General features: G+C 64.1%; 15 protein-coding genes. 9 read left to right on the top strand and 6 right to left on the bottom strand.

Annotated elements, in window-relative coordinates; genetic code table 11:
- Positions 1-2: 2 nt before the first annotated feature.
- Positions 3-716, bottom strand: a complete 714-nt coding sequence (locus ACFWAD_RS14830; protein ID WP_378447633.1) for a TIGR03089 family protein — start codon at positions 714-716, stop codon at positions 3-5.
- A gap of 21 nt (positions 717-737) precedes the next feature.
- Complete coding sequence (locus tag ACFWAD_RS14825; RefSeq protein WP_378534571.1) at positions 738-2,222, bottom strand: LCP family protein; 1,485 nt, start codon at positions 2,220-2,222, stop codon at positions 738-740.
- Positions 2,223-2,336: 114 nt separating this feature from the next.
- Here ACFWAD_RS14825 and rfbD point away from each other — a divergent pair, with 114 nt between their 5' ends.
- From rfbD to ACFWAD_RS14805, 4 genes are read left to right on the top strand one after another with little or no spacing between them, the layout of a single operon-like run.
- Positions 2,337-3,176 carry a dTDP-4-dehydrorhamnose reductase gene (gene rfbD, locus ACFWAD_RS14820; protein WP_378534080.1) on the top strand — a complete coding sequence of 280 codons (840 nt, stop codon included), beginning with the start codon at positions 2,337-2,339 and terminating at the stop codon, positions 3,174-3,176.
- A 43-nt stretch (positions 3,177-3,219) separates the two neighbouring features.
- Complete coding sequence (locus tag ACFWAD_RS14815; RefSeq protein WP_378534079.1) at positions 3,220-4,134, top strand: glycosyltransferase family 2 protein; 915 nt, start codon at positions 3,220-3,222, stop codon at positions 4,132-4,134.
- Entirely contained in the window at positions 4,131-5,213 is a 1,083-nt protein-coding gene (locus tag ACFWAD_RS14810) for a sugar phosphate nucleotidyltransferase (RefSeq protein ID WP_019747766.1), read from the top strand. Before ACFWAD_RS14815 ends, ACFWAD_RS14810 begins: the two co-directional genes overlap by 4 nt.
- A 32-nt stretch (positions 5,214-5,245) precedes the next feature.
- Positions 5,246-6,016, top strand: coding sequence for an SGNH/GDSL hydrolase family protein (locus ACFWAD_RS14805; RefSeq protein ID WP_378534078.1), 771 nt, complete (start codon positions 5,246-5,248; stop codon positions 6,014-6,016).
- Here ACFWAD_RS14805 and ACFWAD_RS14800 read toward each other — a convergent pair.
- From ACFWAD_RS14800 to cofD, 3 genes are read right to left on the bottom strand one after another with little or no spacing between them, the layout of a single operon-like run.
- Complete coding sequence (locus ACFWAD_RS14800) at positions 6,007-6,567, bottom strand: NUDIX hydrolase (protein ID WP_378534077.1); 561 nt, start codon at positions 6,565-6,567, stop codon at positions 6,007-6,009. The two genes, ACFWAD_RS14805 and ACFWAD_RS14800, sit on opposite strands and share 10 nt — an antisense overlap.
- A 3-nt stretch (positions 6,568-6,570) precedes the next feature.
- Positions 6,571-7,956, bottom strand: coding sequence for a coenzyme F420-0:L-glutamate ligase (locus ACFWAD_RS14795; protein WP_378544923.1), 1,386 nt, complete (start codon positions 7,954-7,956; stop codon positions 6,571-6,573).
- Positions 7,953-8,945, bottom strand: a complete 993-nt coding sequence (gene cofD, locus ACFWAD_RS14790; RefSeq protein ID WP_378544920.1) for a 2-phospho-L-lactate transferase — start codon at positions 8,943-8,945, stop codon at positions 7,953-7,955. Before cofD ends, ACFWAD_RS14795 begins: the two co-directional genes overlap by 4 nt.
- Positions 8,946-9,325: 380 nt before the next feature.
- Between cofD and ACFWAD_RS14785 the strand changes: the two genes are divergently transcribed.
- Complete coding sequence (locus ACFWAD_RS14785; protein ID WP_020907098.1) at positions 9,326-9,604, top strand: WhiB family transcriptional regulator; 279 nt, start codon at positions 9,326-9,328, stop codon at positions 9,602-9,604.
- 196 nt (positions 9,605-9,800) lie between these two features.
- On the opposite strand, the gene ACFWAD_RS14780 is transcribed toward ACFWAD_RS14785, so the two are convergent.
- Positions 9,801-10,289: a metallopeptidase family protein gene (locus tag ACFWAD_RS14780; protein WP_003940797.1), complete on the bottom strand. Its 489-nt coding sequence runs from the start codon at positions 10,287-10,289 to the stop codon at positions 9,801-9,803.
- 80 nt (positions 10,290-10,369) lie between these two features.
- Here ACFWAD_RS14780 and ACFWAD_RS14775 point away from each other — a divergent pair, with 80 nt between their 5' ends.
- The 4 genes from ACFWAD_RS14775 (at position 10,370) to manA (ending at position 14,748) form a co-directional block, all read left to right on the top strand.
- Positions 10,370-10,756: a DUF3499 domain-containing protein gene (locus ACFWAD_RS14775; protein ID WP_007731177.1), complete on the top strand. Its 387-nt coding sequence runs from the start codon at positions 10,370-10,372 to the stop codon at positions 10,754-10,756.
- Positions 10,757-10,883: 127 nt separating this feature from the next.
- Positions 10,884-12,257: a phosphomannomutase/phosphoglucomutase gene (locus ACFWAD_RS14770; protein WP_378544917.1), complete on the top strand. Its 1,374-nt coding sequence runs from the start codon at positions 10,884-10,886 to the stop codon at positions 12,255-12,257.
- Positions 12,258-12,420: 163 nt separating this feature from the next.
- Complete coding sequence (locus ACFWAD_RS14765) at positions 12,421-13,515, top strand: tobH protein (protein ID WP_378447623.1); 1,095 nt, start codon at positions 12,421-12,423, stop codon at positions 13,513-13,515.
- The gene (gene manA, locus ACFWAD_RS14760) at positions 13,516-14,748 is read left to right on the top strand and encodes a mannose-6-phosphate isomerase, class I (protein ID WP_378534071.1); all 1,233 of its coding nucleotides are present in this window, start codon (positions 13,516-13,518) and stop codon (positions 14,746-14,748) included.
- Positions 14,749-14,753 lie beyond the last annotated feature (5 nt).

The following is a 14,753-nucleotide window of genomic DNA, read 5'->3' as shown; positions in this document are numbered from 1 at the left end:
ACTCAGAACTGCTTCGTGACCTTTTCGGTGCCCACTCGGCGCGCGGTAGCTTCCGCGTCCGGGTGGGCCACTTGCACGAGTGAGGCGCCTGCAGCGAGAACTGCCAGAAGTCCGTCGATCAACTCGTCTGCCGTCTCCCACGTGCGGCTCGAGAGGACACGATCTGTCGATGCCAGTGCGGAGTTCTTCGCCGATTCCCGGGCCGCGTCGATCGTGTCCGCAACAGACCGGCCTTCCAGTGCCGAACCGGCTCCGGCGCTACGGAATTGGTCGCCGTGTACTCGAATGGAGGTCGCGTAGTCGGCAACACCGAGCGGAAGATCGCTCAGGCCCTTGCCGAACGCGTCGAGCGAGAGCGCGGCGACTTCGGGTACGTCCGCAACATCTTCCAGGCGGTCGGCAGTGACAAAAGCGAGTTCGGCATCAGCGTCGGGGGAGAGGACCACCTCGCCGCCTGCCCACCACACACCCAACAGCACAGCGACGCTCTGCCAGTGCGCGGGAAGCAGCACGGCAACCTTGCCGCCGGGCTCGAGAGCGAACTCGTCTCGAACCATGTTCGCTGTCTTTGCCGCCCAGTTGGCCAGCGTGCTCGCAGACAATTCGATGCGCTCGCCGGTGGCGTCGTCGTAGTAGGTCACGCGAGGCCCGGCCGGGTCGGCAGTCAAGATCGGTCCGAGAAGGGCATCGGTCAGGTTGTCTACAGGCGAAGGCACGTAATCAGCTTACGCAGCGGTTCAGTTCACACAGCGCGGGCCGTTGGAGGCTGCGTCGATCGGGGGACCGGGAGGGGCCGGGGTGGGGCTGGTCTCGGTGGTGCTCGCCGATTCAGTGGTGGTTGACACCCCGCCGGACGGGGACACCGCGTCGGCGGACTGCGGTCCGCTGTAGTCCTCGGCGATGACAACACGAACCTTGCCGGAGGACAGTGACGAATCGGCCTTGACCGTCAGGCCGCCGAGTGCCTCGGCGACTGCGAGTGCAGCGTCGTCGTCCGCAGACTTTGCGAACACCGTGGATTCGGTGACGTCCGCTCCGGTGTTGTTGCCGACCTGACCCTGCTTGTACCCGAGGGCGCTCAAGGCCTCGGAGACCCCACTGGCCAATCCTGCGATGTCACTGGCGTTTGCGACGTCGACCGTGATCGAGGACGCATTCACCGTGGTCGGTGCCTCGGAGGTCTCGTCCGAGTCCTCGCTGTCGGCGCCGACCAATCCGGCGATGTACTTCTTGACGGCCTTCGGGTCGACCTTGACGATGGACTCGCCGTAGTCCGTCATGCCGTTGATGTCGAGGACGGGAATCGTCTCGAACTGCACCTTGCCGCCGGCCAGATTCTGCAACTGCTTGGCGAATTCGATGATGTCCCAGTCGTCGTCGATCACAACGGAACGCTGAACGGCCGAGGTCAACTGACTGAGCTTGCCGGGGTCACTGAGGGTTTTCGCGCTGAGCACCTTGCTGACGAGGGACGCCATGAACACCTGCTGGCGCACGATCCGGTCGAGGTCGCCGCGGGGGAGGTCGTGTCGTTGACGGACGAAGCTCAGCGCGTCGGCACCGTCGAGTGTCTGTTTCCCGGCTGCGAAGTTGGCTCCGGACATCGGTTCGTCGACCGGCGCGTTGAGGCAGACGTCGACTCCGCCCACTGCGTTGGTCAGCAGGACGAATCCGAGCAGACCGACTTCGGCGTAGTGATCGACGGTGATTCCGGTCAGATTCGCCACGGCTCCGATGAGCGCGGTCCGGCCGGCTTCCGTCGACTTCTTGTCGGCGTCGCTGTCGGACGACCCGTTGTTGACCAACTTCAGTCGCTCGGTTTCCTTGGTGGCACCGAACGCGGCGTTGATCTTCGACATACCGATACCGGGGACGTTGACGTACGCATCGCGGGGAATCGAGATCGCGGTCGCGGAACTTCCGTCGTTGGGGACGCGGATCAAGATGATGGTGTCGGTGTTGGACGCAACTTCCTCGCCAGCGCGCAACGAGTCGAGCTCGCTTTGTGAGAGCGGGTTGCCGTGTGCGTCCGTGCGACTGTCGGTTCCCACCATCAGGATGTCGATGGCGCCGTCCTTGCCGCCACCGAGGCCGAGGCCGCTGGCAGTGGCAAGGCTGTTCCTCAACGAGTCCACACCCCGCCATGCGAACCCGGTGACCAGCAGTACGAGCACGGAGAGCACCGCGACCGCTACGCGAGCCGGGCTCGTCTTGGTCCGAATCGGCGCAGGTCGTGGACGCGCGCGGCGCTGCGGTTGCTGGTGGGACACCCCTTCAGGTTACTGGTCCGATGCTCGGCCGCGGGTACCTCGACGCGGCGTGCCAGACTGAACCGTGTGACGAATATCCTGCTCACCGGCGCCCGAGGGCAGCTCGGGACCCGTGTCGAAACCCTCGCTACCTCGGCGGGTCTTCCCGTCACGGCCGTCGGATCCGACGAGCTGGACATCACCGACAGCCATGCCGTCGACGAATTCGTCTCGCCCGGTTCGGTGCTGATCAACTGCGCCGCGTACACGGCTGTCGACGCCGCAGAGGCCGACCAGGAGGCAGCGAAGGCCGTCAACGAGATCGGACCGGGAAATCTCGCGCAAGCCTGTGCGCGGGTGGGTTCGCGATTGATCCACGTCTCGACCGACTACGTGTTTCCCGGCGACGCGAGCACACCGTACGACGTCGACGCAGCCACCGGTCCGGCGACGGTATACGGACGAACGAAACTGGCCGGCGAGGTAGCTGTCCGGAAGTCCGGGGCAGACGTGGCGGTTGTCCGTACCGCGTGGGTGTATTCCGGTGTCGGCTCGGATTTCGTCGCCACGATGCGAAGGCTCGAAGCCGAACGTGAATTCGTGAACGTCGTGGACGATCAGGTCGGGTCACCTACTTACAGCCTCGACCTGGCGGGCGGGATCGTCGAACTCGCGCTGCGGGACTTCACGGGTTCGTCGACATTCCACGTGACCAATGGTGGGCAGGCAAGTTGGTACGAGTTGGCACGCGCTGTGTTCGAGGAGATCGGCGCAGACCCGGCTCGGGTGCGGCCGTGCAGCAGCGCGGACTTCGTGCGCCCTGCTCCCCGCCCGGCATATTCGGTCTTGTCCGAGCGCGCGTGGGTTACCGCGGGAATGACGCCACTGCGTCCGTGGCGAGAGGCTCTGCACGCCGCTCTGGCGTGAGCTTTGTTCGGGGCAGTGCCCGCGGACGGCTAGGCTGACCGGCGTGAGTCCCAAGCTGGCCGTGGTAACGGTGACCTACTCGCCAGGCGAGCATCTCGAGAATTTCTTGAGCACGCTCGCCGTGGCGACGACAGAAAAACCCCAGGTCATCATGGCCGACAACGGGTCGACCGATGGCGCCCCCGAGGCCGCTGATGCCAAGTACGAGCATGTTCGTCTGCTTCGAACCGGTGGAAACATTGGCTACGGCGGAGCGATAAATCGGGCAGTGGCGGAGATCGATTCGTCTATCGAATTTGTCGTGATTTCCAATCCAGACGTCCAATGGGCACCCGGTTCACTCGACGAATTGGTCGCCGCGGCAAATCGGTGGCCAAGGGCCGGTGCACTCGGGCCGAAGGTCCTCGAACCGGACGGCAGCGTCTATCCGTCGGCGCGAACCGTGCCCGACATCACCTCGGGCGTCGGGCACGCATTGCTCGGCACGGTGTGGCCGAAAAACCCGTGGACTGCTCGGTACCGTCAGGAGAACGAGGCCGTCACCGAGCGCGCAGTGGGCTGGCTTTCCGGCTCGTGCCTGCTGGTACGACGCGACGCCTTCGACTCCATCTCCGGGTTCGACTCGCGATACTTCATGTACATGGAGGACGTCGATTTCGGTGACCGCCTCGGAAAAGCCGGGTGGCTAAACGTCTTCGTCCCCTCGGCCGTCGTCACGCATGCCAAAGGCCATGCGGCAGGACGTCATCCGGAACTGATGTTGCCCGCTCATCATCGCAGCGCCTATCAGTTCCAGGCCGATCGCCATCCGCACTGGTGGCAGGCTCCGCTGCGACTCGCGTTGCGCGGTGGCCTGGCCGTGCGGTCCAAGATCGCCGTAGCTTCTGCTGTTCGCGAGCGCGCTCGCACCGACAACTCCACCGACAACCCATCAGTTTCGAACCACGGGGGAAAATGATGTCCGATCCGAATCCGACCGACGCCGTAATCCTGGTAGGCGGCAAGGGCACTCGGCTGCGTCCGCTGACGTTGTCTGCGCCCAAGCCGATGCTTCCGACCGCCGGCCTGCCGTTCTTGACACACCTGCTCGCCCGGATCGAGGCGGCCGGTATCAAGCACGTGGTGCTCGGAACGTCTTTCAAGGCAGAGGTATTCGAGGATTACTTCGGCGACGGCTCCAAGATGGGCCTCGAGATCGACTACGTCTTCGAGACCGAACCGCTGGGCACCGGCGGCGGAATTCGCAACGTGCTCCCGAAGTTGCGCGGCGACAACGTCATGGTGTTCAACGGTGACGTGCTCGGTGGCACAGACCTGAACGCCATTCTCGAGACCCACGAGAAGACGGACGCCGACGTGACCCTGCATCTGGTTCGCGTGGGAGACCCGCGTGCATTCGGTTGCGTTCCGACCGACGAGGACGGACGAGTCTCGGCATTCCTGGAGAAGACCCAGGATCCGCCGACGGATCAGATCAACGCCGGCTGCTACGTCTTCAAGCGCGAGATCATCGAGCAGATCCCCGAGGGACGACCGGTGTCGGTCGAGCGCGAGGTGTTCCCGAATCTGCTTGCCGAGGGCAAGCGGGTGTTCGGCCACGTCGACTCGTCGTACTGGCGTGACATGGGAACCCCCGAGGACTTCGTCCGCGGTTCCGCCGACCTGGTGCGAGGTATCGCGCCCTCACCCGCACTCGAAGGTCCGCGCGGCGAGTCGTTGGTGCACCCCGGAGCCGGAATCGCACCCGGCGCCGTCCTGATCGGCGGCACGGTTGTCGGTCGAGGCGCAGAAGTCGGCGCAGGTGCGCGCCTCGACGGTGCGATTCTCTTCGACGGCGCCGTAGTGGAAGCCGGTGCGGTGGTCGAGCGATCGATCCTCGGATTCGGCGTCCGTATCGGACCCAGAGCGCTGGTCCGCGACGCCGTCATCGGTGACGGCGCGGACATCGGTGCGCGGTGCGAATTGTTGCGCGGCGCACGCGTGTGGCCGGGCGTGACGCTGCCGGACGGTGGCGTGCGCTTCAGCACAGATGTGTGATCGTTAGCTGACCTACTGGAATACTGGCGGGTATGACTTCTCTTCCGAGCCGTTACGTTGCCCTCGGTGACTCGTTCACCGAGGGCGTCGGCGACGCCGACGAACGATTCCCCAACGGTCTGCGCGGGTGGGCAGACCGAGTGGCCGAGCAGTTGGCGGTGAACAACCCCGAGTTCCGCTACGCCAACCTGGCGATTCGTGGTCGCCTGCTCGGACCGATCATCGACGAGCAGGTGGAACCGGCTCTGGCGTTGAAGCCCGATCTGGTGACCATCTACGCCGGCGGAAACGACATGATGCGTCCCAAGCTCGACATCGACGCGGTCGTCGCCCGTTACGATTCGGCAATCGGCCAGCTCACGGCTTCCGGCGCGCGGGTTCTCATGTTCACCGCGTACGACACCGGATGGTCCGCCTTCTTCGGCAAGCTCCGCGGACGCTTGGCGATCTACAACGAGCTTGTTCGCGAGGTCGCGGACCGTCACGGTGCGACGCTCGTCGACTTCTGGCGATTCTCCGAGTATCAGGACCTGCGGATGTGGGACTGGGACCGACTGCACATGTCGCCCGCCGGGCACGAGAACATGGCGATGCGGGTGCTCGACGTCCTGGGCGTCGAACACGGTTTGATCCCACCCGATCTGGGGCCCGCGCCGGTTCTCACCAAAGCCGAAACTCGCCGCGAGGATCGTCAATGGGCGCGAGAGTTCTTGGTGCCGTGGGTAGCTCGGCGAGTGAAGGGAACGTCGTCGGGCGACGGCGTGAGTGCCAAGCAACCCGAACTGTCTCCGTTTCAGTCCTGATTCTTGCGCTGATGTGCGAGCGCGACCAGGTGGTCGATGGTCTCGCGTTCGGCAGTCGGCGGCAGCGCGTCCACCGGCCACCATCGGAGGTCGGTGGACTCCGCGCTCCGGACGATATGCGAATTGTCCGGTGCCACAACAAGAAACCGTAGATCGAGATGGCGAGTCGGAACGCCGAGCGAGCACGTGATCGGATGTGTGTGGGCGGAGAGTAGGTCCGCCTCTATCCGAACGTCGTGGATACCTGACTCTTCGCGAGCTTCACGCAAGGCCGCATCGACCACCGTCTCGTCGTCGGGCTCACAATGACCGCCGAGCTGAATCCACCTGCCCACCTTGGGATGCAGGGTCAACAGGACGTGGCAGCCACTCTCGTCGAGAACCAGAGACGACGCGGTGATGTGTCCCGGTGCATGGCGACGAAGGCATCCGTCCGGAGCCGAATCGAGGAACGCGAGCATCGTGTGCCGCAGTGACTCGTCCGCTTCGGAGGATGTCGCCCAGTCCTCCAGAACGCCCTTGGCCGAGGCGTGCAGCGATTCGGCTGACATGACTTACAACTCCACCAACGCGTCCCCGGGGGCGGAGACGGTGCGCGGAGTCAGGGGCTCGAGTGGGTGCCCGATTGCGACCGCGCCGAGTGGCTGCCAGTCCGCCGGGAGATCGAGCTGTTCTCGTACGAGGTCGGCGGCGAATATGGTCGAGCCGATCCAGCAGCTTCCCACGCCGCGTGTGGCCAGCGAGACCAGCAGGCCCTGCACTGCCGCGCCGGCGGCAACCGTGAACATCGTGGACTCCGCTGCGGTGCGTCGGGCATCCGGGTAACTGTGTGCGCCGTCGGGCACGCAGAAGGGAATGACGACCTCGGGGGCGTCGAACAGGATGTTTCCGCGTGCAACCCTGGCGTCGACGGATTCGTCACTGCGACCGTCGGCGCGAAGATCGGCGGCCCACTGCTCACGCATCTTCTCGAGGAGAGCCGAGCGGACGGACTCGGTACGCAGCCACACGAATCGAACCGGTCTCGTGTGGTGCGGTGCGGGAGCGGTCAATGCCTCGGCGATCGAGCTGCGAATGAGCTCCGCGTCGACGGGGTCAGCTGCGAACTGCCGAACCGACCGGCGCAGCAGCAGTGCCTGGCCGCGGCCCATCACCGTGGCCTCCTCGGTGCCCAGCCAGAACAGATCGTCCGGGCCGCGGCGGATCAGATCCTGGCCGCTCGAACCGTCGTCCTCGAACCGAAGCCCGCGAACAACGGCGACGGGAACGCCGCCCAGCTTGCCCTTGACCAGATCGCCGGCCGCGGCGATCTCGTCCGCGATCGCGATCTCGGTGACGATCAGATCGTTGCCCTGGCTGTCCTGTGCTCCGAGGTAGCCGTGCAGGACCGGAATGCCGGACGAACCGATTGCGGCGTCGGTCTGCCCGTTGCGCCACGCACGACCCATCGTGTCGGTGACGACGACGGCGACGGACTTGCCCGTGCTCTCGAGGATCCGGGCGCGCAGACCCGCAGCGCTTGCATCAGGATCCACGGGGAGCAGAGCCAGCTCGCCACCGTCGACGTTGGAGCCGTCGATGCCCGATGCGGCCTGCACGATCCCGAGTTTGTTCTCGGTGATCAGAGTGCGGCCCTTGCGCGCCACGACGCGGACGGCTTCCTGATCCACCAGGAGACGTCGCGCTGCGTCGCGCTCTTCCGGATCGGTCGGCGAGGAAACGATGCGACCCTCGACTTTGGAGAACACCTTGCTCGTGACGACAACGACGTCGCCGTTCTCGATCCACGGCGTTGCGTCGACGACAGCGGCGGCCAAGTCGTCTCCGGGCCGGAACTCGGGAAGGCCGAGCACGGGAATGATTTCGATTGCGGCGCCGGGGGAGTGATCGCCGGGGGAGTGATTTCTGTCGCGGCTTGCTTCGGTTCGGGGTTCGGTCACAGTTCGACTCCGGCGATCTCGAAAGCCGTTCGAACCATTTTTGCGGTCTCTTCGGGGGAGGTCATCAAAAGTGGGATGCTTCGCACGTCCACCCCGTCGATGTCGGCCGTGTCACCTTCGTCGACGAGCCAGCCGTCGAGAATGCCGTTGATCGAACGAGCTCCGTAGTGGCGACCGATCGCCTCGGAAGTCGTGTCGACTCCGATTACGTCGAGGCACTCGTCAGCCATGCCGCGCAACGGTTTTCCGCCGATGACGGGGGAGAGTCCGACAACCTTCGCTGCAGTGGTTCGCAGGGCTCCGCGAATTCCGGGCACCGCGAGGATCGCGCCGACGCTCACGACGGGATTGGACGGTGCGATCAGCACGATGTCGGCATCGTCGATCGCCTCGACCACCCCTGGCGCGGGCTTGGCCTGCTCGGCGCCGACGTGAGCGAAGCTGTGAGTTTCCACCTGTGCTCGATGGCGTACCCACCACTCCTGGAAATGAATCGCCTTCTGCTCACTGTCTTCCGGATCGGTGATCACAACGTGTGTTTCGCTGCGGTCGTCGCTCACGGGAAGCAGTGCGACACCTGGATTCCAGCGATTGCACAACGCTTCGGTGATCGCGGACAACGGATATCCCGTGCGGAGCATCTGGCTGCGAATCAAATGTGTTGCGATATCGCGATCTCCGAGACCGAACCAGTCCGGCTTCGCTCCGTATGCCGCGAGTTCTTCTTTCGCATTCCAGGTTTCGCCGGCGTGCCCCCACCCGCGTTCGGTGTCGATACCGCCGCCGAGTGTGTACATACAAGTGTCCAGATCGGGGCAGATACGCAGACCGTGCATCCAGACGTCGTCCCCGACGTTGACGACGGCCGTGATGCGATGTGGGCCTTCGTATTTCTCGAGGGATTCACCACCGACGATTCCGAGCGCATTTTGTACACCTTGAAGGAAACGGGCCCCGCCGACGCCGCCAACCAATACAGTCACGTTCACGACAACAGAGCCTAGGCGGTCGGCGCGTCGCCGTGTCTGGCGGGCAGAAGGTCCCGTCAATTGGGGGCCGGAATACTAATGGATTCATCTCGTTTAGCTTGACCGCGACACGCTGGACGTGTGTAATCTCAAATGTGTCATTCCAACCGCTACTTGTGAGTTCACTTGCAGCGGGGCCGGTTTCGAACACAGTTTCGAACGGTCGACGGGGTGGGGTTGAAGATGGAGTGAAAATTCTGCGCTATTACAGGTGAGGAGGCGGAACGATGCCCAATGAAAATGTCGAGATCAGTTCTCTCGCAATGACAGTAAGCGACGAACCGCAGACCGATTCCCGAGCAGGCGCAGCAGAAGGTGCCTGCAGCAGTGAGTTCGACGGTATGAGTACTCGGCCAGTGCTGAGTCTCGTCACCGGCTTCGAAGAATTGTTCGACACCATCGAGGATCAGTGGCAGGAGCGTGCTCTCTGCGCGCAGACCGATCCCGAAGCGTTCTTTCCTGAAAAGGGCGGATCGACGAGGGAAGCAAAACGGATCTGCCTCGGTTGTGAAGTTCGTGACGAGTGCCTCGAGTACGCGCTCGCGAACGACGAACGGTTCGGAATCTGGGGAGGGTTGTCCGAGCGCGAGCGTCGGCGACTCAAGCGGGGGATCATCTGATCTGCTGCTGAATCGGTTCTGTCAGCGTCGGGGCTGACGGGCGGTCTTCGAAAGTCTGACCTGCAACGGGGAATTGCAGGTCAAGCAACGACTGTTTTGTTCTTCGTGTGGATTTACATCTTCGTGTGACATCAGTTTTTTTCGTCTGACAGTGCGTCAGTCCTCGTCAGGCAGTATCAGTCCTGTTCAGGAAGTTTCAGTCCTCGTCGGGCAGTGTGGGGTCGATGACCTGTGGGTCGACGCCCAGATATGTGCCGACTTGATGGACCAACACGTCGTGCACCAGATCCGTGAGTTCTTCCGGATCCTTCGCACGCTGCTCCAGCGGGCGGCGAAACAGCACAATTCTTGCGCGAGTGGTATTTCCGTGACGGTCGATTCCGGCCGGAATCAGTCGTGACAGTGGAACCGGGCCGTCTGCGATGACCTCCGGTGGCCACGTCACGGACTCCGGATCGTGGGCGTGAATCTTCGGAACTTCGTCGACTGCGATGTCGAGTTTCGTCAGCCGGTCGTGCCACGCGAGGTCGACGGGCGAGAAGGCGTCGAGCACCAGGAGATCGAACTTCTCGGCCCGGGTACGCCGTGCGGGCACCTCCGGGGGAAGTAGCGGTCCGCGCAGGCCACGGCCGTGTCGCTCGATGGAACGAGTGGTGACCGAGCGTCGGCGGCGGGCTTGTGGCATGGCGCCCAGATTACGACAGAAGAAACTGCTCGGTGTGTCCGAGTAGGTTCCGGACGTGGGGAGGGCTAGGCTCCGTACCTGTGAGATCTCTGCGTCGCTGCTGCCGCCCCGGGTGCAAGAACCCCGCCGTCGCGACGCTTACGTATGTCTACTCGGACTCCACTGCGGTTGTCGGGCCGCTGGCAACCGTCGCCGAGCCTCATTCGTGGGATTTGTGTGACACGCACGGTTCGCGAATCACTGCCCCGAAGGGCTGGGAACTCGTCCGCCACGAAGGCGGATTCGCGTCGAGCACTCCCGACGAAGACGATCTGACCGCTTTGGCCGAAGCTGTACGTGAAGCTGGTCTCGGAGATCGCAGCAAGTCCAACGTCGACGCAGATGAGGACATACGTCCCGCAGCTCCGAGTACTGCCCGTACAGGGCGTCGTGGCCACCTCCGCGTTCTGCCCGACCCGTCCAACTGACGCGAGATTCGTCGCCGCAGACGCTAGGCTCGACCGAGTACTTCCACACCCGAGTACTGCGAATCTCCGGACGCCATGCGCCCGGACGTTCCCGTCTGTGAGGGTGCATGCACAAGGAGAGTTTTCAGTGGGGCGAACAGCCGAGTCGGTTGCTGCAATCATCAAGGCGTACGACGTGCGCGGCGTGGTCGGTGAGCAGATCGACGAAGATTTTGTCCGCGACGTCGGTGCATCGTTCGCCCGTCTGGTCCGCGACGAGGCCGGCGCCGCCACGACGGTTGTGATCGGCTACGACATGCGTGCATCGTCGCCCACACTGTCTTCGGCTTTCGGTGACGGCGTGCTCGCTCAAGGGCTCGACGTCGTCTACATCGGATTGGCGTCGACGGACGAGCTCTACTTTGCATCCGGTTTGCTGAACTGCCCGGGCGCGATGTTCACAGCGAGTCACAATCCGGCCAAGTACAACGGCATCAAGATGTGCCGGGCGGGCGCCAAGCCGGTCGGTCAGGACACCGGTCTCGCGACCATCTCCGCCGAGGTCGTCTCGGGTGTGCCCGCGTACGACGGGCCGGCAGGCACCGCCACCACCAAGGACGTCCTCGAGGAATACGCGAGCTACCTACGCGGATTGGTCGAACTGGCTGCGTTGCGTCCGCTGAAGGTCGCAGTCGACGCGGGCAACGGCATGGGTGGACACACCTCTCCGGCCGTATTCGGGCCGATGCCTCTCGAGGTTCTCCCGCTGTATTTCGAGCTCGACGGCACGTTCCCCAACCACGAAGCCAATCCGCTCGATCCGGCCAACCTCGTCGACCTGCAGGCCTACGTGCGTGAAACCGGAGCAGACATCGGCTTGGCGTTCGACGGTGACGCAGACCGTTGCTTCGTCGTCGACGAGAAGGGTGACCCGGTCTCGCCGTCCGCGGTGACGGCACTCGTCGCCAAGCGCGAACTCGCGAAGGAACCGGGCGCGTCGATCATCCACAACCTGATCACGTCACGGGCAGTGCCCGAACTGGTCGAAGAACTCGGCGGCGTCGCAATTCGTACCCGAGTCGGCCACTCGTTCATCAAGCAGGAGATGGCCGAGACCGGTGCCGTCTTCGGCGGCGAGCACTCCGCTCACTACTATTTCCGCGACTTCTGGGGCGCCGACTCCGGCATGCTCGCGGCGTTGCACGTACTCGCTGCGCTGGGCGAGCAGGACCGCCCGCTGTCGGAGTTGATGGCGGAGTACACGCGCTACGCGGCCTCGGGCGAGATCAACTCCACGGTGGCGGACGCAGCCGATCGCACGGCCGCCGTCCTGGCAGCATTCGCGGACCGCACCGAGTCGGTGGATCGCCTCGACGGAGTCACGGTCAGCCTCGAGGGAAATGCCTGGTTCAACCTGCGCGCGTCCAACACCGAACCCTTGCTGCGACTCAACGTCGAAGCACCCACGTCCGCCGATGTCGACGCATTGGTGAACGAAGTTCTGGCGATCGTCCGGGCTTGAATCCGAGTCTGATCGGTTTGTCGGTGAGCCGAAGCCCTGGGATAGTTGAGGGACTGTTTCGGGAACGACGGCGTCGGGAACGAAGGCTTTGCCACCACGAACCGCGTAGAGCTGGAATGCTGGATGGTGCGGGAACTGCTAACGGAGAAGGGGGTGCGGTGAGATGACAGCGCCGATGCCGCTTCTCGACCTCGACGACAGCGAGGGTTTGTCGGCTGCCGATTCGGAGGGGCTGCTGCGGTCTGTAGCCATGGGGGGCGCACAGATTCGAGCCACCGCGTCGGCCGTCGGGGAGGGTGTGATCTCTCGGCTCGCCGGTCTGCGTCCGCGCAGCGTCGTGCTGATCGCCGGCGCCGGTGGCGCTCGACACGGAGCCAGGATCGCGCTCGCCCTCGTCGGAGATTCGATCGGGTGTCCGCTCATCGTGCTCGACCGGACGCCGTCGTGGGCCGGACCGTTGGACGTGATCGTCGTCGCCGGTGACGATGCCGGTGATCCACGCCTGGTCGAATCGGTCGACAGTGCCGTTCGCCGTGGCGCCGAAGTTGTTGTCGCCGTTCCGGACGAGGGGCCCATGCGAGCTGTGGCGGCCGGGCGCACCATGCCGTTGCCGCCGCGGCTCTACGCCTCGCCGAGGCACACGATGACGCGGTTCCTCGCCGTTTTCCTCGCGGTTGCCGCCGAAATCGAGGGCAAGGGATCGATCGAGGACCGTTCGGCGGTGCTCGGTCGAATCGCCGACGCGGTTGACACGGAAGCGTTGCGGGACGGGCCGGCCAACGAGGTATTCCACAACCCGGCCAAGTCGTTGGCCACCAGAATGAGCGGTCGACGCGTCGTTCTGTGTGGAAGTGGTTCCGTGACAACAGCACTCGCAGAGTTTTCGAGTGTTTCGCTGATGAGCTCGGGCCTGAACGCCGCTGCCGCCGAGATGTCGGAGGTGATCCGTTCGGCACGAGCGTTGTTCGCGCCCGACGCAGCTTCGCGTGATTCGGTTTTCCACGACCCGTTCTTTCACGATCCGCAACTGGACGGCGCACTGCCGACCGCGCCGGCGCGGGCGTTCGTTTTCGCGACCGAATCCACGCGCGGGGAGGCGAAACGGCGGATGGACGCACTGGCCGACGCGGATCTGGTGGTGGCGGCAGACGAAGACCAGACCAACGTGGTGATATCGGAGATGGAGCAGGTGTTCGTGTTGGCGTCTCGAGTAGACATGGCTGCGGCGTACGTGCAGTTGACGGGTGGTGCGAAGTAAGTGCGTGAACTCGAAGGTGCACTTCGTTCTTACGCGTGGGGTTCGCGAACGGCAATTGCCGAACTGCGCGGCCTCGCGACCCCGTCGAATCATCCCGAAGCGGAGTTGTGGTTGGGCGCGCATCCGGGTGACCCGGCGCGCGTGATCACCGAATCCGGAAGCGAGTCGTTGCTCGAGGTCCTGCACCGCGAACCCGAGCGTGAACTCGGGCGTGAGAACCTCGAGGCTTTCGGTGAGCGACTCCCGTTCCTGCTCAAGTTGCTTGCGGCGGAAGAACCGCTGTCGCTTCAGGCTCATCCCAGTGCGGTTCAAGCCGACGAGGGCTTTCGTCGTGAGAACGCTCTCGGCGTTCCCATGGAATCGCCGATTCGCAACTACAAGGATGGCAGTCACAAGCCCGAACTCGTTGTCGCGCTGAGCAGATTCGAAGCTCTTGCCGGATTCCGTGAGCCGACGCGCACCGTCAAACTACTGCGCGCTCTGGCCGTCGACGAGTTGGAGCCGTACATCGGTCTGCTCGAAGGCCAACCCGATTCCGACGGGCTCCGGGCGTTGTTCACCACATGGATCACGCTGCCGTCCACGGTGCTCGGGACGTTACTCCCTGCCGTACTTGCCGGGTGCATCACCTACGTCGCGCATCACGACGCCGAATTCGTGACCGAGATCCGCACCGCGTTGGAATTGAGCGAGGCATACCCCGGCGACGCCGGCGTACTGGCGGCCCTGCTGCTCAACCGCGTCACACTCGAGCCTGGACAGGGACTGTTCCTCGCTGCCGGCAATCTCCATGCGTATCTCCATGGACTCGCGGTGGAGATCATGGCCAACTCCGACAACGTGCTACGCGGGGGACTGACGCCCAAACACGTCGACGTGCCCGAACTGCTGAGGGTTCTGGACTTCGTCGGGGCGGATATCGAAGTGCTCGATCCGGCCCCGTCATCAGGATCAGGTCAGTCAGGTTCGGGTAGATACGAGTACGTCACGCCGGCGCCCGAATTTCGTCTGACGCGTCTGGAGTTCGACTCGAATTCCACCGACCTCGTGGTCGATTCTTCCGGCCCGCGGATTCTGATCTGCACCGACGGCGCGGTCACTGCGACGTGCGGCGCCGACACTCTCGACCTCGATCGAGGCCGAGCGGCGTGGATCGCGGCCGACGAGCCCGCGATACACCTGAGCGCACGGACTCCGACTGCGCAGGTTTTCAGTGCAGTAGTCGGGAACTAGGAGAG

Origin of the sequence: Rhodococcus sp. NPDC059969, assembly GCF_042738325.1 — a bacterium.
Classification (GTDB): Bacteria; Actinomycetota; Actinomycetes; order Mycobacteriales; family Mycobacteriaceae; genus Rhodococcus_F.
The sequence above is the reverse complement of the archived record's forward strand: the minus strand, read 5'-3'. Positions and strand labels throughout refer to the sequence as shown.

Bases quoted from the DNA above. Each gene is read 5' to 3' on its own strand.
- ACFWAD_RS14810 (WP_019747766.1), top strand. From the start codon at position 4,131: ATGATGTCCGATCCGAATCCGACCGACGCCGTAATCCTGGTAGGCGGC.
- ACFWAD_RS14805 (WP_378534078.1), top strand. From the start codon at position 5,246: ATGACTTCTCTTCCGAGCCGTTACGTTGCCCTCGGTGACTCGTTCACC.
- ACFWAD_RS14800 (WP_378534077.1), bottom strand. From the start codon at position 6,567: ATGTCAGCCGAATCGCTGCACGCCTCGGCCAAGGGCGTTCTGGAGGAC.
- ACFWAD_RS14785 (WP_020907098.1), top strand. From the start codon at position 9,326: ATGAGTACTCGGCCAGTGCTGAGTCTCGTCACCGGCTTCGAAGAATTG.
- ACFWAD_RS14780 (WP_003940797.1), bottom strand. From the start codon at position 10,289: ATGCCACAAGCCCGCCGCCGACGCTCGGTCACCACTCGTTCCATCGAG.
- ACFWAD_RS14765 (WP_378447623.1), top strand. From the start codon at position 12,421: ATGACAGCGCCGATGCCGCTTCTCGACCTCGACGACAGCGAGGGTTTG.